The organism is Pseudomonas sp. 8209 (assembly GCF_028682105.1).
GTDB classification, from domain to species: domain Bacteria; phylum Pseudomonadota; class Gammaproteobacteria; order Pseudomonadales; family Pseudomonadaceae; genus Aquipseudomonas; species Aquipseudomonas palmensis.
Genome location: NZ_JANIAH010000004.1, coordinates 364,481 through 380,140, shown reverse-complemented (window position 1 = coordinate 380,140; position 15,660 = coordinate 364,481). Strand labels below are relative to the sequence as shown.

Here is a 15,660-nt window from a genome sequence, read left to right as displayed (position 1 = left end):
GAATAATACGCAGACGATAACGATACTCTGCGGAGAACGATTCCCATGCAGCGCCGCCTTGCCCCCTCTACCCGACCGATCAGCAGCGTGCGTATCGCCCTGCTGGGCGGGGCCTTTGTCTCCCTGATGGCCAGTGCCGAGGAGTCCGCCGAAAAGCCGGTGCTGACACTGCAGGCCACCGACGTACAGGGCGAGGCGTACCGGCCGCAGACCACCGAAGGCAGCGCCAGCTACACCACCGGCGCGATGTCCACCGCCATCGGCTTGCCGATGTCGATCCGCGAAACCCCGCAGTCGGTCAGCGTGGTGACCCGCCAGCAGATCGAGGACGAGGGCCTGAGCAACACCGCGCAGATTCTCGACAGCGCGCCGGGCATTTCCCATGTGCGCAACGACAGCAATCGCCTGTCGTTCTCGGCGCGTGGTTTCACCATCGACAACTTCCAGTTCGACGGCCTGGCCTCGCCGATCAACGGCTTCTGGAACTTCGGCGCCACCGAGATGGACTCGGCCATCTATGATCGCGTCGAGATCGTGCGCGGCTCCACCGGCCTGCTGACCGGCGCCGGCAGCCCGTCGGCGGCGGTCAACTTCGTGCGCAAGCGCCCGCTGCCCGAGTTCGCCGCCAGCGGCTCGGCGGGCATCGGGCGCTGGGACGAGCGACGTGGTGATGTGGACGTGTCGGCCCCGCTGACCGAGGACGGGCGCATCGCCGCGCGGGTGGTGGCCGCCTATTCGCAGAAGGACAGCCACGTCAGCTACCTGGACTACGGCTCGCGCACCTTGTACGGCGTGGTCAGCAGCGAACTGGGCCCGCGCACCCGGCTGACCACCAGCCTGGAGTACCAGAAGAACGAAACCGACGGCATGGGCAGCGGCTTTCCGCTGTTCTACAAGGACGGCGGGCGTACCGATTTCGGCCGATCGGCGGCCAACAACACCAAGTGGGGCTACTTCGGCACCGAGTCCACCACCGCCTTCGTCGACCTCGAGCACCAGTTGGAAAACGACTGGAAGCTGCGCGCCGCCTACAGCCGCTTCGAAGGCAACTACCGCATGCGCTACCTGTACCGCGGCGGCTACCCGGACCGCGAAACCGGGCGCGGCATGTCGGCCAGCTTCCTCAAGTACGAGGGCGAACGCACCCGTGACGACTGGCACCTGACCGCCAGCGGGCCGTTCCAGCTGCTGGGCCGCAGCCACGAACTGGCGTTCGGTGCGATGAGCATCGACGACGACCTGACCATCGACCAGTTCAGGCCGCTGGGCACGGTGCCGGATACCGGCAACTTCATGGACTGGAACAGCAACCACATTGCCGAGCCCGCCTGGTCCAACGTGCGTGCCTCGGGCGATGCCACCCACACCCGGCAGAACGGCGGCTACGCGGTAACGCGCCTGTCGCTGGCCGACCCGCTGCACCTGATACTCGGCGCACGGGTCAGCAACTGGGAAATCGACCAGGACTACTACGGCAGCCTGCGCCAGTACCGCTACCGCAACGAAGTGACGCCCTACGCGGGGCTGGTGTATGACCTGAACTCGACCTACAGCCTGTACACCAGCTACACCAGCATCTTCAACCAGCAGAACGCGCGCGGGCCGGACGGCAGCATCCTCGACCCGGTGACCGGTGACAGCTACGAGGCCGGCATCAAGGCCGGCTACCTGGACGGTCGCCTGAACGCAGCGCTGGCGGTGTACCGCACCCAGCAGGAGGGCCTGGCCGAAGCGATCCCGGGGGTGAACGTGGAGGGGCGCCCCAATGAGCAGGCGTACAAGGCCGGCACCGGGGCGCGGGTCGACGGCTTCGACCTGGAGCTGGCCGGACAGCTCACCGAGCAGTGGAACCTGTCGGCCAGCTACACCCACTTCATTGCCCGCAATGCTGACGACAAGGCGATCAACACCAACCACCCGCGCACCCAGGCCAAGCTGTTCACCACCTACCGCCTGGGCGGTGTGCTGGACAAACTGACCGTGGGCGGAGGCGCAACGTGGCGCAGTGGCGTGTCACGCAGCGACGTGGCGATGCCGGGCGGTTTCACCGACCTGGAGCAAGGCGGCTACACGCTGGTCAGCCTGATGAGCCGTTACGCCCTCAACGACCACCTGAGTGTCAGTGCGCATGTCGACAACCTGTTCGACAAGCGTTACTACGAGCAGATCGGCTTCTACAGCCAGGGCTGGTACGGCGAGCCGCGCAACCTGCGCCTGAGCGTGCGCGCCACCTTCTGACCGCATCGCGGGTCAAGCCCGCTCCCACAAGTACTGCGCCGGCCCCAGGAACATCGCAATACCTGTGGGAGCGGGCTTGACCCGCGATGGGCTGCAAGGCAGCCCCGCCTCAATCATCCCTCAACCCTGCGCTCGAATATCCAGGTGTCATGCACCCCATGCCACGGTGTATCGCGCACACCCTCCACCACCCGCACCACCTCGAACCCCAGCGCCCTGGCCAGCCCATGGCTGGCGCCGTTCACCGACGCCGCGGTCAGGCGCAGGGTGCCGAAATCCTGCGCCGCCAGCAGCGCGCCGATGCCTTCGCTCATCAACCCCTGCCCGCTGTACCCGACGTTGGCCCAGTACCCCAGCACATGCGCATGCTCGCCCGCAGGGTCCGGGTGCAGTCCCGCACAGCCAATCACCGCGGTCTGATCGGCCGTGAGAATGAAGTAACGTTTCTCGGCCGCCACCCGCGCGTGGTCCAGCAACGCCTGGCGCAGGTTGTTGCGCGTGTCCTGCAACGCCGGTGCGGCCTTGGCCCACGGCAAAAACGGCTGGTGCAGCACAAAGCTGTCGATCAACGCCTGGTTCACCCACGGCGCCAACACCGCATCCGGCATCACCACCACCGTCCTGGGCGTACTCGCCACCACCTGCAACACCATGTCTGCACTCCCCTTGCTGTTCATCCTGATCCCGATGATTGTCACAAAAAATTTCACCGGTGCGACATTTTGTCTTTCATTGCCGCCTGAACAGGTTCAAAATAAAACTGTACCGTACAGTACTAAACATGAATCCACGCCCCCATGCCCGCGCAGCTGGGGTCGTGTCATGGACAAACAGGAATGAAAAACACAGATAACCCGGGGGCCCCTGCCCCTGCTTCAACTCGCCTTGCCTTTTATACCTTCGGTACCCTGCTCGGCCTCAGTGGCCTGGCCCTGGCGGTCGGCGGTGTGCGCCTGGCCACCCTCGGCGGCTCGTGGTACTACCTGCTGGCCGGCCTGGGCATGCTGCTGGCCGGTGTGCTCTATGCCCGGCGCAAGCCGCTGGGCGCCGGCCTGATGGCGCTGGTGTTCGGCGCCACCGTCATCTGGTCGCTGTGGGAAGTCGGCCTGCGCTTCTGGCCACTGGTGCCGCGCCTGGCGCCGTTCCTGGTGATCGGCCTGGTGGCGGCGGTGTTGCATCCGTACCTGGCCGGCGGCCGTCAACGTGGCCTCAGCCATGCCTGCGCCGCCCTGTTCGGGCTGGCCCTGGTGGCCGGCGGCGCCTCGACCTTCGTGCCGCACGGGGTCATGCACGCCACCACCCAACCGGTGCTCGACACCCCGGCCACCACGGCCGGCACCCCCCAGGACTGGCAGCACTACAGCAACGGCCCGCAGGGCACGCGCTTCACGCCGCTGGACCAGATCAACAAGGGCAACATCGACAAGCTCCAGGTGGCCTGGACCTACCGCACCGGCGAGATCGCCGAAGGCGCCTCCGAGTCGCAGAACACGCCGATCCAGATCGCCGACACGGTGTACACCTGCACCCCGTTGAGCAAGGTCATCGCGCTGGATGCCGACACCGGCAAGGAGCGCTGGACCTTCGACTCCAAGCCCGCCAACGACAAGACCTGGAACCGCTGCCGCGGCCTTGGCTACTACGAGCCGGCCAAGGTCCAGAAGCCGTTCCAGTTCGCTGACCTGGCACCCGCCCCACGCGCCACGGGTGGTGTGTGCGCCAAGCGCATCGTGCAGGTCACCATGGATGCACGGCTGATCGAGATCGACGCCGACACCGGCAAGCCGTGCGAAGACTTCGGCGACAAGGGCTCGGTCGACCTGACCCAGGGCCTGGGCCTGGTGGATGAAGGCGTGCCGTACTACGCCTACACCTCCGCGCCCACCGTGGCACGCAACCTGATCATCCTCGGCGGCTGGGTCTTCGATGGCCGCTCCACCGACGAACCGTCAGGCGTGGTGCGTGCCTTCAGCGCCGATACCGGCGAACTGGTATGGGCGTGGGACCTGGGCAACCCGGCCATCACCAAGCTGCCACCGGAGGGCGAAACCTATACCCGCAGCACGCCGAACATGTGGTCTACCCCGGCGTTCGATGACGAACTGGGCCTGGTCTACCTGCCTACCGGCAACCAGCAGCCCGATTTCTGGGGTGGCGATCGCCCGGCGCTGACCGAGAAATACTCGTCTGCCGTGGTTGCCCTGGACATGGCCACCGGCCGCGAGCGCTGGACCTTCCAGACCGTGCACCACGACATCTGGGACTACGACGTGGCTGCCCAGCCGGCGCTGTACGACGTGCCGGACGGCAAGGGCGGCAAGATCCCCGCGCTGATCCAGCTGACCAAGCGCGGGCAGATCTTCCTGCTCGACCGTCGCACCGGCAAGCCGATTGCCGACGTGGTCGAAAAACCCGTGCCCCAGGCCCATGCCGAAGGCGACTGGGTAGCCAAGACCCAACCCTACTCGGTAGGCATGCCGGCGCTGGGCGCCGAACCGCTGACCGAACAGGACATGTGGGGCGCGACCTTCTTCGACCAGCTGATGTGCCGCATCAACTTCCGCGAGCTCAACTACGAGGGTGAGTTCACCGCACCGAGTACCCGCGACACCCTGATCTACCCGGGTTACTACGGTGGCTTCAACTGGGGCGGCGCGGCCATCGACGAGCGCAACGGCTACCTGTTCCTCAACGACATCCGCATCCCGCAGGTGGTCAAGCTGGTCAAGCGTGAAAACGTCGACCTGTCGCACCTCAAGTCCGGGCACGGCGTGGGCAGTACCTACCCGATGGACGGCACGCCGTTCGTGATCGACCACAAGGCCTTCAACTCGCCACTGGGCATCCCCTGCCAGAGCCCACCATGGGGCGTGTTCGCCGCCATCGACCTGAAAACCCGCAAGCAGGTCTGGGAACGTCCGGCCGGTACGGTGCAGGACGCGGTGATCAATGGCGTGCGTGCCAACCTGCCGATCCCGCTGGGCATGCCCACCCTGGGCGGCGGCGTGAGCACCGGTGCCGGGCTGGTGTTCTATGCCGGTACCCAGGACTACTACCTGCGGGCACTGGACATCGCCACGGGCGAGGAAGTGTGGAAGGGTCGCCTGCCGGTCGGCGGCCAGGCCACGCCGATGAGCTACGTGTCGCCGCGCTCGGGCCGTCAGTACGTGGTGGTGGTGGCCGGCGGTGCGCGCCAGTCTCCAGATCGCGGGGATTACGTGATAGCGTACGCGCTCCCTGACAAAGAGTAGCGCCCATGACCCCGTTGCACCGTGCCCCGACTTCCCCTACGAGCCGAAGTGTGGAGCGCAGGCGCAACCTGCTGGTGACCGCCAGCGAGCTGTTTCTGGAGCACGGCTACGATGGCGTCAGCATGGACGCCATCGTAGCCGCGGCAGGCGGTTCCAAGGCCACCATCTACCGCTACTTCGGCAGCAAGAACGAGCTGCTGGTGGCGGTGGTGGAGTACCTGTGCGACGACTTCATCATCGACCTGCGCCAGCTGGACACCAGCACCGTGGGCCTGGCCGAGGGGCTGCGGCTGATCCTCGACCAGTTGGTGGCGGTGGTCACCAGCCCGCGGCACGTGGCGTTCTACCGCCTGGTGGTCAATGGCACGGCGCATGTGCCCGAAGTGGGCCAGACCTGGTACGAGCATGGCCCGCAGGTGTGGCATTCGCTGATTCTGCGCTTGCTCGAAGGCCAGCGCGGGCAAGGGGCAGTGGCCGCGGATGCATCGCTGTCGGAACTGCCGCACGTGCTGTTCGATGCGCTGTTCTCGCACCTCACCACACGCACCGTGATGCTCGGGCAGCACTGCACGGCCGAAGCGTTCCGGCCGATGATCGATGAGCTGACCGGGTTGGTGCTCAGGCGTTTGCAGCAGGGCTGATCGTTTTGGCCCATTCGCCGGCAAGGCCGGCTCCTACAGGTCGTGCACCGTCTGTAGGAGCCGGCCTTGCCGGCGAAGCTTCAGCTCACCACGCGGTAGCACGGCTCATACGCCGCCCCACCCGGCAGCTTCATCCGATGCTGCTCCACGAACGCCTGCAACAGCTTGTCCAGTGGCTGCATGATCGCGGTATCGCCATGGATCTCGTACGGCCCATGCTCCTCGATCAGGCGAATGCCCTTGTCCTTCACGTTGCCCGCCACGATCCCGGAGAACGCCCGGCGCAGGTTCGCCGCCAGCTCGTGCGCCGGCAAGTCGCGGCTCAGTTGCAGGCTGGCCATGTTGGCGTGGGTCGGGTCGAACGGGCGCTGGAAGCCCTCTTCGATCTTCAGCATCCAGTTGAAGTGGAACGCATCGTTGCGCTCGCGGCGGAACTGCTTGACCTGCCTGAGCCCCTCGGTCATCTGCCGCGCCACCTGGGCCGGGTCGTCGATGATGATCTCGTACAGCGCATGGGCCGCCTCGCCCAGGGTGGCGCCGACAAAATCATGCAGCTGCTGCAGGTACGCCTCGGCGCTGCGCGGGCCGGTGAGGATCACCGGGAACGGTAGGTCGCGGTTTTCCGGGTGCATCAGGATGCCCAGCAGGTACAGGAACTCCTCGGCCGTGCCTGCGCCACCGGGGAAGATGATGATGCCGTGGCCCACGCGCACGAAGGCTTCCAGGCGCTTTTCGATGTCCGGCAGAATCACCAGCTCGTTGACGATCGGGTTCGGCGCCTCGGCGGCGATGATGCCCGGCTCGGTCAGGCCCAGGTAGCGACCGATGCTCATGCGCTGCTTGGCGTGGGCGATGGTGGCGCCCTTCATCGGCCCCTTCATCACGCCCGGGCCGCAGCCGGTGCAGATGTCCAGCTTGCGCAGGCCCAGCTCGTGGCCGACCTTCTTGGTGTACTGGTATTCCTCGGTGCTGATCGAGTGGCCGCCCCAGCACACCACCATCTTCGGCTCCACGCCCGGGCGCAGGGTGCGCGCGTTGCGCAGCAGCTGGAAGACGTAGTCGGTGATGCCCTGGGAGCTTTCCAGGTCGATGCCCATGCGGTCCAGTTCGCTTTCGGTGTAGACGATGTCGCGCAGGGCGCTGAACAGCATTTCGCGGGTGCTGGCGATCATTTCGCCATCGACGAAGGCGTCGGCCGGCGCGTTCAGCAGCTCAAGGCGCACGCCGCGGTCCTGCTGGTGGATACGGACTTCGAAGTCCTTGTAGGCGTCGAGAATGGTCTTGGCGTTGTCGACGTGGGCGCCGGTATTGAGGATGGCCAGGGCGCACTGGCGGAACAGGGTGTAGATGCTGCCGGAACCGGCTTCGCTCAGTTGCTGCACTTCACGTTGGGAGAGTGTCTCCAGGCTGCCTTTGGGGCTGACAGATGCGTTGATTACGTGTCTTGGGGTCATTCTGGATTCCATATGTACGACGCCAGCGAACGGCTGTGGCATCGGGGTATTAACGCCTGACGCAATGCTGCATACAGGTTTTATCAGGTGGCCGGTCGCAATGGCAAACGGTCTGCCTGAAAGAGTAGGCGCGATCCCCCGGCGATGCCTCAGATTCCGTGCGCCGCCCAGCACTGCGCCACCTGCTCGGGCTGCTGCGCCTCGACCCCGCGCAGATCCCTCGGGTAGGTGACCCCCGCCTGCTCCTCGAAGCGCGTGGCCACGAACTGCCCGTTGCTGGCGCGCAGCACCTGCCCCGTCACCTGGCACGCGTCCGACACCAGGTACACCACCCCCGGCACCACCCACTCGGGCTTGAGGTCATCCGGCTCGCCCTCCTCGCCCCACATGCGCGTGCGCGCCACCGGCGAAACCGCGTTGACCAGAATGCCGTGTGCGGCGCCCTCTTCGCTCAAGGCATTCATGATGCCCAGCTGCGCCATCTTGCCGGCCGCATAGGCCGCCAGCCCGGTTTGCGCGTAGCACGCATACATGGCCCGGTCGGAGGTCGTCAGCACCACCCGCGGCGCGGCGCTGGCCTTCAGGTGCGGCCAGGCGTGCTTGCACAGCCACAAGGGCGCCTGCACGTTGATCGCCAGGGCGCGCTCGACAAAGCCAGCATCCACCTGCTCGATCGGCTGGTAACCCACCCAGCCGGCGTTGTGGATCACCCCGTCGAGGCCGCCGAACTGCTCCACAGTGCGTGCCACCAGCGCCTCACAGGCCGCTTCATCGGCCAGTTCGGCGCAGTGCCCGAGTACCTGGTGCCCCGCCGCCCGCAGGGCCTGGGCCGCCTGTTCGACCGGGCCGGGGTCGGTGCCGCAGCCGGCGCGGTCGGCGCCGCGGTCGGTAATGACCACCTGCGCGCCACGTTCGGCCAGGGCCCTGGCGTAGGCAAGCCCCAGGCCGCGGGCGGCGCCGGTGACGAGAAAGGTGCGATGGGTGAAGTTCATGGGCGCTCTCCTGTAAAGTCGTCGAGCCTATCGAGCGCGCTGCGCAAAGTTGAATACTATCGAAGGCCGGTTCCGATACCCGTCAGATATCGCACCGCGCCAGGGACGCCGCCATGATCGAGACCCGCCTGTTACGCCAGTTCATCGTCGTTGCCGAAGAACTGCACATCCACCGCGCCGCCGAACGCCTGCACATGGCCCAGCCGCCGCTGAGCCAGGCGATTGCGCGGCTGGAACAGAAGCTCGGTTGCACACTGCTGGTCCGTCACTCGCGCGGGGTGTGCCTGACCGGCGCCGGCCAGGCCTTCGTCGAGACAGCGCGCGCCACCCTGAGCCTGCTGGACCAGGGCGCCGAACACGCCCGCGAGGTGGCCGACGGGGTCAGCGGGCACCTGCGCATCGGCAGCCTGGCACTGGCCGGCTACCCGCCGCTGCTCGAGGCCCTGCGCCGGTTTCGCGCGCAGTGGCCCAAGGTGCGCCTGAGCCTGCAGCAGCAACCCTCGGCGCAACTGGCCGAGGGCATGCTGGGTGGTGAACTGGACGTGGCCTTCATGCGCCAGTTGCCGGGGCTGAGCGAGCGCCTGCACAGCCGGCTGATCCTCGACGAGCCGCTGCTGCTGGCGGTGCCTGCCGGGCACCGACTGGCCCACGGTGGCCCGGTGCACCTGGGCGAGGCCGCAGACGAAGACTTCGTGTTCACCCCGCCGGCCCTGGGCAGCGGCTTTCACCAGCAGATGCTGAGCCTGTGCGAACGCGCCGGCTTCACCCCGCGCATCAGCCAGCAGGCGGCGCAGATGCAGACACTGGTCAGCCTGGTGGGCTGCGGGTTCGGCGTGGCCCTGGTGCCGCAGGCGGCGGCGCGGGCCAACCGTCAGGACGGCGTGCACTTCTGTGCCCTGCACGACACCCCGCCGCTGGGCCTGTACATGGTGTGCCCGGGGGAGCAGAGCACCCCGCAGGCACGCCACTTCATGGACCTGTTCGCACCGGCTACAGGGCAATCCCCAGTGCCTGGCGCAACTGCGCGGCACGCGGCTCTGCTGCCGGGCTGACCAGCGCGTAGTTGTAGGCGCCCTGCGACCAGTAGCGGGCCTGCAACTCGCCGTCCACCCGCTCGCCACTGGGCATGCGCGCATAGTGCTCGCCGGGCGAACGCAGGAACAGGCTGACCCGCTCGCCGCTGGCATCCTGAAACAGCAGCAGCGCCGCCGGCCCCTGCTCGTTGCTGAGCAACCGCGCGCCCACCGGCGTGAAGCCATAGGCCGAGAGGTCCGGCAACTGCCCTGCCTGGGCAAAGTGCTCGCCCAGCCAGGCCTGCAATTGCCCCGGCCGCTGCACGTTCAGGTCCAATGTGCCCGACTGGGCAAACAGGCGGTGCGCCTGCACGGCATCGGCCATCGGTGCGAGGCCCGCCTGCAGGCTCGACTCGCGCGCCTGCCAGCCGCCCAGGCCACCGATGCCCAGTGCCACCAGCAACATCGCCGCGCTGGCCCATTGGCGGCGATGGCGCTGGCGCACGGCGCGGCGCACGGCTGCCGGGTCGAGCCGCGGGTTCGCGGGCTGCTCGGCCAGCCCGGCCAGGGCGGTGCGCAGCAGGCGTGCATCGGCGCGCCAGCCCTCGACCCGCGCCGCCTGCTCGGGGTGGGCTGCCAGGTACAGTTCCACCTCGCGGCGGCGCGCCGTCTCGAGGCGTTCGTCGACATAGGCGTGCAACTCGTCTTCGGACGGGATCAGCCGGCTCATTTCAACCTCCGCAATGCCGGGGGCGGCGTATTGCCCTCGGCCAGTTCTCGCATTGCCGCACGCGCCCGCGACAGGCGCGACATCACCGTGCCGATGGGCACGTCCAGGGCCTGGGCGGCCTCCTTGTAGCTCAGGCCCTCGACACTCACCAGCAGCAACAGCGCCCGTTGCTCGGTGGGCAGGCGCGCGAATGCGGCCAGGCCCGACTCGGCGAGCACGATATCCTCGGTGCTGCTGCCCACCGCCTCGTCGCGCCCGAACCACGCCAGCCAGCGGGCATGCCGGCGCTCGCGGCGCTTGGCGTCGATGAACAGCCGGTACAGGATCGCGAACAGCCAGGCGCGCAGGCTGTCATCGCCACGCTGCTGGCTGCGCCGGCTCAGGGCGCGCTCCACCGTGGCCTGCACCAGGTCGTCGGCGCTGCTGGCCTCGCGGGTCAGCCACAAGGCAAAGCGGCGCAGGCGCTGGAGCATGTCGCGCAACTGGTCGTCATCAAGATCGTTCATGGTCGGGGTTCTGGGCGGCTGGCAGTCAGTGTACGAGGCAGACGCTCGCCGCCGAAATTTATTCCCGCCGGCGTGGAATAAAACCTGGTGCGGTGCGTCGTACCAGCTCATTCACTGACCGGATCGCCGCCATGAGCACTCCGTTAAACGGTCGCGCCCGCACCCTGCGCCTGGCCGTCATCGGCCTGGGTATCGCCGCCCTGGGCGCAAGCTTTGCCTACGCTGCCGGCTGGATCGGCCCGCAGCGCCTGACCCCGCAACGTATCATCGACACCTTCGAGGCCCAGGCCGGGCACTACCCCGGCTATCGAAAGAACCACGCCAAGGGCCTGTGCGTGAGCGGCTATTTCGACAGCAGCGGCCAGGCTGCCAGCTGGTCGCGGGCCCGGGTGTTCAGCCAATCCAGAGTGCCGGTGATCGGACGTTTCGCCATCGGCGGCGCCAACCCGTTCAGCGCCGACGCCAGTGTCGCCACCCGCAGCCTCGCGCTGCAGTTCAGCAGCGACGACGGTCAGCGCTGGCGTACCGGCATGAACACCCCGCCAGTGCTGGCCGTCAGCGATGCCGCAGGGTTCTACGAACAGGTGCTGGCCTCGACGCCCGACCCGGCCACCGGCAAGCCGGACCCGGCGGCCCTGCAGGCGTTTTTCGCCAGGCATCCCGAAAGCGCCGCCTTCCGCCAGTGGGCCAGGGACTACAAGCCCTCCGACAGCTTTGCCAGCTCGGCCTTCAACAGCATCAACGCGTTTCGCCTGGTGGATGCGGCGGGCAAGGTGCAGTACGTGCGCTGGAGCCTGCAGCCGCACAGCGACTTCGCCCCGTTGCCAGCCCAGGTCGACGACAGGAACTTCCTTCAGCACGACCTGCAGCAACGCCTGGCCAAGGGCCCGCTGCGCTGGACCCTGCGCCTGACCCTGGCCGGCGCCGACGACCCGGTGGACGACCCCGCGCGCCCCTGGCCCGTCACCCGCCAGCAGGTCGATGCCGGCACCCTGGTGATCGACCACGTCGATGCGCCCGAGCAGGGCGAATGCCGTGACCTGAACTTCGACCCGCTGATACTGCCCGACGGCATCCAGGCCTCGGCCGACCCGATCCTGGCCGCCCGCTCGGCCGCCTATGCCGAATCCTTCAACCGGCGCAGCCGCGAAACCGCCCTGGGGGCCCACCCATGAACCTGCACCCGTCCACCCGCTTCCACCCGTTGGCGCGCCTGCTGCACTGGCTGATGGCCGTGTTGATCCTGGCGATGCTGTTTGTCGGCGTGAGCATGGTCGCCGACCTCTCGCCCCGCCACCCCTGGCTGGTCAGCCTGCACAAGGCCATCGGCCTGGCCCTGCTGGTGCTGGTGGTGCTGCGCATCGCCACACGCCTGCGCTACGCCACCCCGCCCCTGCCCAGCGACCTGCCACGCCTGCAGCAGTGGGCCGCCAAGGCTTCGCACCTGCTGCTGTACGGGTTGATGCTGGGCATGCCGCTGATCGGCTGGGGCATGCAATCGGCCGGTGGCTACCCGCTGCCGTGGCAACTGCCGGCCATCGCGCCCCACGACCTGCGCCTGTACGCCCTGCTGCGCGCCCTGCACGGCTGGCTGGCGTACCTGCTGTTTGCCACCGTGCTGGTGCATATCGCCGCCGCACTGGTGCACGGTTTTGTCCGCCGCGATGGCGTGTTGCGCAGCATGTGGCCGGGGCGCTGAGCGCGCCGGCGCAGCAACAGGCAACCTACCTGGCAACGGGCATAACGTTAACACGTTAACTTTTTTCGCTCACAAGCCTGCAAAGGCTTTCGGGGCAAAAAGATAATATGTTAATTATATGCCCGCACCGCAGCAGCGGCTGCCGCCAGAACAACAACAAAAGGTAGATTGCATGTCGTTTTCCCGCCGTCCCCTGACGGCCAGCGCCGGCCTGTGCGCCGCGCTTGCGCCGTTGCTTGTGCAGGCCGATTTCATCCAGGACAGCAAGGCCAGCCTGGAGGCCCGCAACTTCTATTTCAGCCGCGACTTTCGCCAGCACGCCGCGCCCCAGAGCCAGGCGCGCGAATGGGCCCAGGGCTTCATCCTGCGCATGGAATCGGGTTACACCGAAGGCACCCTGGGCGTTGGCCTGGATGCGCTGGGCGAGCTGGGCCTGAAGCTCGACTCCAGCAAGGCGCACCGGGGCACCGGCCTGCTGCCGTTCGGCGCCAGCCAGGAGCCGGCGCACGACTACAGCGAACTGGGCCTGACCGCCAAGCTGCGCCTGGGCAAGAGCGTGCTCAAGCTCGGCACCTTGCAGCCCACCTTGCCGGTTGCCTCGATCAACGACGTGCGCCTGCTGCCCTCGACCTACAACGGCAGCCTGCTGACCTCGCAGGACATCGACGGCCTGACCCTGAACGTGGGCCGCCTGGAAAAACAGAACCTGCGCGACTCCTCGAGCAACGACCAGATGAGCTATGCCGGTGTCCAGAGCAGCCACCTGGACCTGGCAGGCGGCACCTACGCGCTGCGCCCCAACCTGGCGCTGAGCTACTACTACGCACAGATGCACGACCTCTACCGCCAGCACTACGCCGGGCTGGTGCATGACCTGCCGCTGGCCGAAGGCGTGAGCCTGCGCAGCGACCTGCGCTACTTCGACACCCGCGAACAAGGCAACGCCAACCTGCGTTCCGCTGCGCGGGTGGACGGCGGGCGCATCGACAACCGCTTCTTCAACGGCATGCTGACCCTGGGCGTGGGCGCGCACAAATTCGGCCTGGGCTACCAGAACCTCTCGGGGGACGGCGACTTCGCCTACCCGGGGCTGGACCCGTACTCGGTCAACCTGGTGACGGTGAATGTGTTCACCAAGGCCGAAACCGATGCGTGGCAGGCGCGCTACGACTACAACTTCGCCGCGCTGGGGCTGCCGGGGTTGAGCTTCATGACCCGCTATGTGAATGGCAGCCATATCCAGACCGCGACGGTGAGCGGCGGCAAGGAATGGGAGCGCGACACCGACATCGCCTATGTGGTGCAGAGCGGGCCGCTGAAGAACGTGAGCGTGCGATTGCGCAATGCGACGTTCCGTTCCAGTGGCGGGTTGACCAGCGATATCGACGAGAACCGCTTGATCGTGGGGTATACGCTGGCGTTGTGGTAATCGCCAAGGGGCCGCGTGGCGGCCCTTTCGCGGGGGCAAGCCCGCCCACAGCCAAACCGCTGCCTTGCAGGACGGTGCAGACCCCGTGGGAGCGGGCTTGACCCGCGATGCGCCCAGCGCTATTTCACCTGCCCTCTTTCTAACATTCTTGGGAATGCTTATCATCTGCATCCTTTTTCTCGGAAGTCGCCAGGATGAGCGCCCCCACCTCACCCGCCAACGCCGAAGTCGGCCAGCTCTACCAGCACCATCACCTGTGGTTGCAGCACTGGCTGCGCCGGCGCCTGAGCTGCCCGCAGCGCGCCGCCGACCTGATGCAGGACACCTTCGTGCGCATCCTCGCCTCGTCCGAGTCGCTGGAGCTGGTGCGCCTGCTGCGCGAGCCGCGCAGCTACCTGGCGACCGTGGCGCGGCGGGTGATGATCGACCACTTCCGGCGCCAGAAGCTCGAACAGGCCTACCTCGAGGCCCTGGCCGCCCAGCCGGTGTACGAGGAGATCTCGCTGGAAGAGCGCCTGCTGATTCTCGAGACCCTGCGCGAAGTCGACCGCCTGCTGGCCGGGTGCGGCGCCAAGGCGCGCCAGGCGTTCCTGATGGCCAACTGGCTGGGCATGACCTATGGCGAAATCGCCACGGCGCTGGGCGTTTCGCTCAGTTCGGTGAAGAAGTACATGTACAAGACCACCGAGCGCTGCCTGCTGCTCGCCTTCGACGAGCAGCCATGAGCAACGACCGCGAAGCGCAGCGCCAGGCGCTCAAGGAAGCCGCCCGCTGGCATGTGCAGCGCATGGCCGGCGATGCCAGCCCCGGCCTGGAACGGGCCTGGCGGGCATGGTTGGACAGTGCCCCGCAGAACGGCTGGGCCTGGGCCCGGGTCGAGCAGTTGCATGGGCAACTGGCCAGTGTGCCGGGTGGGCTGGCGTTCGATGCCTTCAAGCGTGCCGAAGCCCAGGGCCTGACCCGCCGCGGCGTGGTCAAGGGGCTGCTGCTGGCGACCGGGCTGGGGCTGGGTGGCTGGGCCAGCTACCGCAGTACTCCGGCGCAGGCGTTGCTGGCGGACGTGCACAGTGGCACGGGTGAAATTCGCAGCGTCACTCTGGCCGACGGTAGCCAGTTGGTGCTCGATACGGCGTCGGCGGTGAACATCCGCTTCGACAGCGGGCAACGGCTGATTCAGCTGGTGCGCGGGCGCATCCTGCTTACCAGTGGCAAGGATGTGCAGCAGCGGCCGTTGCGGGTGCAGACCGCGCAGGGCGTGGTGCAGGCGTTGGGCACGCGCTTCAGCGTGGCGCAGCAGGCCGGGCGCAGCGAGGTCGAGGTGTTCGAGCATGCGGTGCGGGTCAGCCCCTTGCTGGGGGAGGCGCAGCGCCTGGAGAGCGGGCAGGCGTGCGGGTTCAGTGATCAGCGGGTGGATAGCCCGCAGCTGGCGTCGGCGGCCCAGGCGGCGTGGAGCCTGGGGCAACTGGTGGTGGAGAACTGGCGGCTGGGTGATCTGCTCGACGAGCTGGGGCGGTACCGGCCGGGGTTGCTGACCTATGCGCCGCAGCTGGCAGAGCAGCGTGTGTCGGGCAACTTCTCGTTGACCGACAGTGATGCAGCGCTGTCGGCGCTGGCGCGCTCGTTCGATTTGCGAATCGAGCGGCATGGTCGGTACTGGGTGCGGGTGATGTAGGCGCCGGCCTTGTCTGGCCGGCTCTTGACCTGCAC

At 67.4% G+C, this 15,660-nt stretch carries 14 protein-coding genes; 9 read left to right on the top strand and 5 right to left on the bottom strand.

The annotated features are described in order from the left end of the window. The first annotated feature begins 45 nt into the window (after positions 1-45). Entirely contained in the window at positions 46-2,238 is a 2,193-nt protein-coding gene (gene fauA / locus NP552_RS10925) for a TonB-dependent alcaligin siderophore receptor FauA (protein ID WP_116054834.1), read from the top strand. 113 nt (positions 2,239-2,351) lie between these two features. Here the strand turns inward: fauA and NP552_RS10920 are convergent, their stop codons facing one another. Continuing rightward, positions 2,352-2,915 (bottom strand): GNAT family N-acetyltransferase, encoded by a 564-nt coding sequence (locus NP552_RS10920; protein WP_104572640.1) that lies wholly within the window; start codon positions 2,913-2,915, stop codon positions 2,352-2,354. Between the two features lie 159 nt (positions 2,916-3,074). Between NP552_RS10920 and NP552_RS10915 the strand changes: the two genes are divergently transcribed. Then, positions 3,075-5,489 carry a membrane-bound PQQ-dependent dehydrogenase, glucose/quinate/shikimate family gene (locus tag NP552_RS10915; protein ID WP_274096723.1) on the top strand — a complete coding sequence of 805 codons (2,415 nt, stop codon included), beginning with the start codon at positions 3,075-3,077 and terminating at the stop codon, positions 5,487-5,489. 5 nt (positions 5,490-5,494) lie between these two features. Then, a complete protein-coding gene (locus NP552_RS10910; RefSeq protein WP_081315165.1) occupies positions 5,495-6,130 on the top strand; it encodes a TetR/AcrR family transcriptional regulator in 636 nt (211 codons plus the stop codon). Between the two features lie 80 nt (positions 6,131-6,210). On the opposite strand, the gene ppnN is transcribed toward NP552_RS10910, so the two are convergent. Then, positions 6,211-7,584, bottom strand: coding sequence for a nucleotide 5'-monophosphate nucleosidase PpnN (ppnN, locus tag NP552_RS10905; RefSeq protein WP_043860910.1), 1,374 nt, complete (start codon positions 7,582-7,584; stop codon positions 6,211-6,213). Positions 7,585-7,733: 149 nt separating this feature from the next. Continuing rightward, entirely contained in the window at positions 7,734-8,576 is an 843-nt protein-coding gene (locus NP552_RS10900; protein WP_058541240.1) for an SDR family NAD(P)-dependent oxidoreductase, read from the bottom strand. Positions 8,577-8,689: 113 nt separating this feature from the next. Here NP552_RS10900 and NP552_RS10895 point away from each other — a divergent pair, with 113 nt between their 5' ends. Then, a complete protein-coding gene (locus NP552_RS10895) occupies positions 8,690-9,628 on the top strand; it encodes a LysR substrate-binding domain-containing protein (RefSeq protein WP_058541241.1) in 939 nt (312 codons plus the stop codon). Here the strand turns inward: NP552_RS10895 and NP552_RS10890 are convergent. Together NP552_RS10890 and NP552_RS10885 are read right to left on the bottom strand one after the other, a co-directional pair. Further along, the gene (locus NP552_RS10890) at positions 9,567-10,319 is read right to left on the bottom strand and encodes an anti-sigma factor family protein (RefSeq protein WP_088515176.1); all 753 of its coding nucleotides are present in this window, start codon (positions 10,317-10,319) and stop codon (positions 9,567-9,569) included. The genes NP552_RS10895 and NP552_RS10890 overlap by 62 nt on opposite strands. Then, positions 10,316-10,825, bottom strand: a complete 510-nt coding sequence (locus NP552_RS10885) for a sigma-70 family RNA polymerase sigma factor (protein WP_116054857.1) — start codon at positions 10,823-10,825, stop codon at positions 10,316-10,318. Before NP552_RS10885 ends, NP552_RS10890 begins: the two co-directional genes overlap by 4 nt. A gap of 131 nt (positions 10,826-10,956) precedes the next feature. On the opposite strand from NP552_RS10885, the gene NP552_RS10880 reads away from it, so the two are divergent. The 5 genes from NP552_RS10880 to NP552_RS10860 all read left to right on the top strand — a co-directional run bounded on the left by NP552_RS10880 (position 10,957) and on the right by NP552_RS10860 (position 15,625). Beyond that, the gene (locus NP552_RS10880; RefSeq protein ID WP_054915135.1) at positions 10,957-12,000 is read left to right on the top strand and encodes a catalase family peroxidase; all 1,044 of its coding nucleotides are present in this window, start codon (positions 10,957-10,959) and stop codon (positions 11,998-12,000) included. After that, positions 11,997-12,524, top strand: coding sequence for a cytochrome b (locus NP552_RS10875; RefSeq protein WP_043860916.1), 528 nt, complete (start codon positions 11,997-11,999; stop codon positions 12,522-12,524). Before NP552_RS10880 ends, NP552_RS10875 begins: the two co-directional genes overlap by 4 nt. 172 nt (positions 12,525-12,696) lie before the next feature. Next, the gene (locus NP552_RS10870) at positions 12,697-13,953 is read left to right on the top strand and encodes an OprD family porin (RefSeq protein ID WP_043860917.1); all 1,257 of its coding nucleotides are present in this window, start codon (positions 12,697-12,699) and stop codon (positions 13,951-13,953) included. 194 nt (positions 13,954-14,147) lie between these two features. After that, entirely contained in the window at positions 14,148-14,678 is a 531-nt protein-coding gene (locus NP552_RS10865) for a sigma-70 family RNA polymerase sigma factor (protein ID WP_054915138.1), read from the top strand. Next, positions 14,675-15,625: a FecR domain-containing protein gene (locus NP552_RS10860; protein ID WP_196932447.1), complete on the top strand. Its 951-nt coding sequence runs from the start codon at positions 14,675-14,677 to the stop codon at positions 15,623-15,625. The genes NP552_RS10865 and NP552_RS10860 overlap by 4 nt, the downstream gene beginning before the upstream one ends. Positions 15,626-15,660 lie beyond the last annotated feature (35 nt).

Bases quoted from the DNA above. Each gene is read 5' to 3' on its own strand.
- NP552_RS10880 (WP_054915135.1), top strand. From the start codon at position 10,957: ATGAGCACTCCGTTAAACGGTCGCGCCCGCACCCTGCGCCTGGCCGTC.
- NP552_RS10895 (WP_058541241.1), top strand. From the start codon at position 8,690: ATGATCGAGACCCGCCTGTTACGCCAGTTCATCGTCGTTGCCGAAGAA.
- fauA (WP_116054834.1), top strand. From the start codon at position 46: ATGCAGCGCCGCCTTGCCCCCTCTACCCGACCGATCAGCAGCGTGCGT.
- NP552_RS10865 (WP_054915138.1), top strand. From the start codon at position 14,148: ATGAGCGCCCCCACCTCACCCGCCAACGCCGAAGTCGGCCAGCTCTAC.
- NP552_RS10860 (WP_196932447.1), top strand. From the start codon at position 14,675: ATGAGCAACGACCGCGAAGCGCAGCGCCAGGCGCTCAAGGAAGCCGCC.
- NP552_RS10875 (WP_043860916.1), top strand. From the start codon at position 11,997: ATGAACCTGCACCCGTCCACCCGCTTCCACCCGTTGGCGCGCCTGCTG.
- NP552_RS10900 (WP_058541240.1), bottom strand. From the start codon at position 8,576: ATGAACTTCACCCATCGCACCTTTCTCGTCACCGGCGCCGCCCGCGGC.
- NP552_RS10910 (WP_081315165.1), top strand. From the start codon at position 5,495: ATGACCCCGTTGCACCGTGCCCCGACTTCCCCTACGAGCCGAAGTGTG.
- NP552_RS10920 (WP_104572640.1), bottom strand. From the start codon at position 2,915: ATGAACAGCAAGGGGAGTGCAGACATGGTGTTGCAGGTGGTGGCGAGT.
- NP552_RS10870 (WP_043860917.1), top strand. From the start codon at position 12,697: ATGTCGTTTTCCCGCCGTCCCCTGACGGCCAGCGCCGGCCTGTGCGCC.
- NP552_RS10915 (WP_274096723.1), top strand. From the start codon at position 3,075: ATGAAAAACACAGATAACCCGGGGGCCCCTGCCCCTGCTTCAACTCGC.
- NP552_RS10885 (WP_116054857.1), bottom strand. From the start codon at position 10,825: ATGAACGATCTTGATGACGACCAGTTGCGCGACATGCTCCAGCGCCTG.
- ppnN (WP_043860910.1), bottom strand. From the start codon at position 7,584: ATGACCCCAAGACACGTAATCAACGCATCTGTCAGCCCCAAAGGCAGC.
- NP552_RS10890 (WP_088515176.1), bottom strand. From the start codon at position 10,319: ATGAGCCGGCTGATCCCGTCCGAAGACGAGTTGCACGCCTATGTCGAC.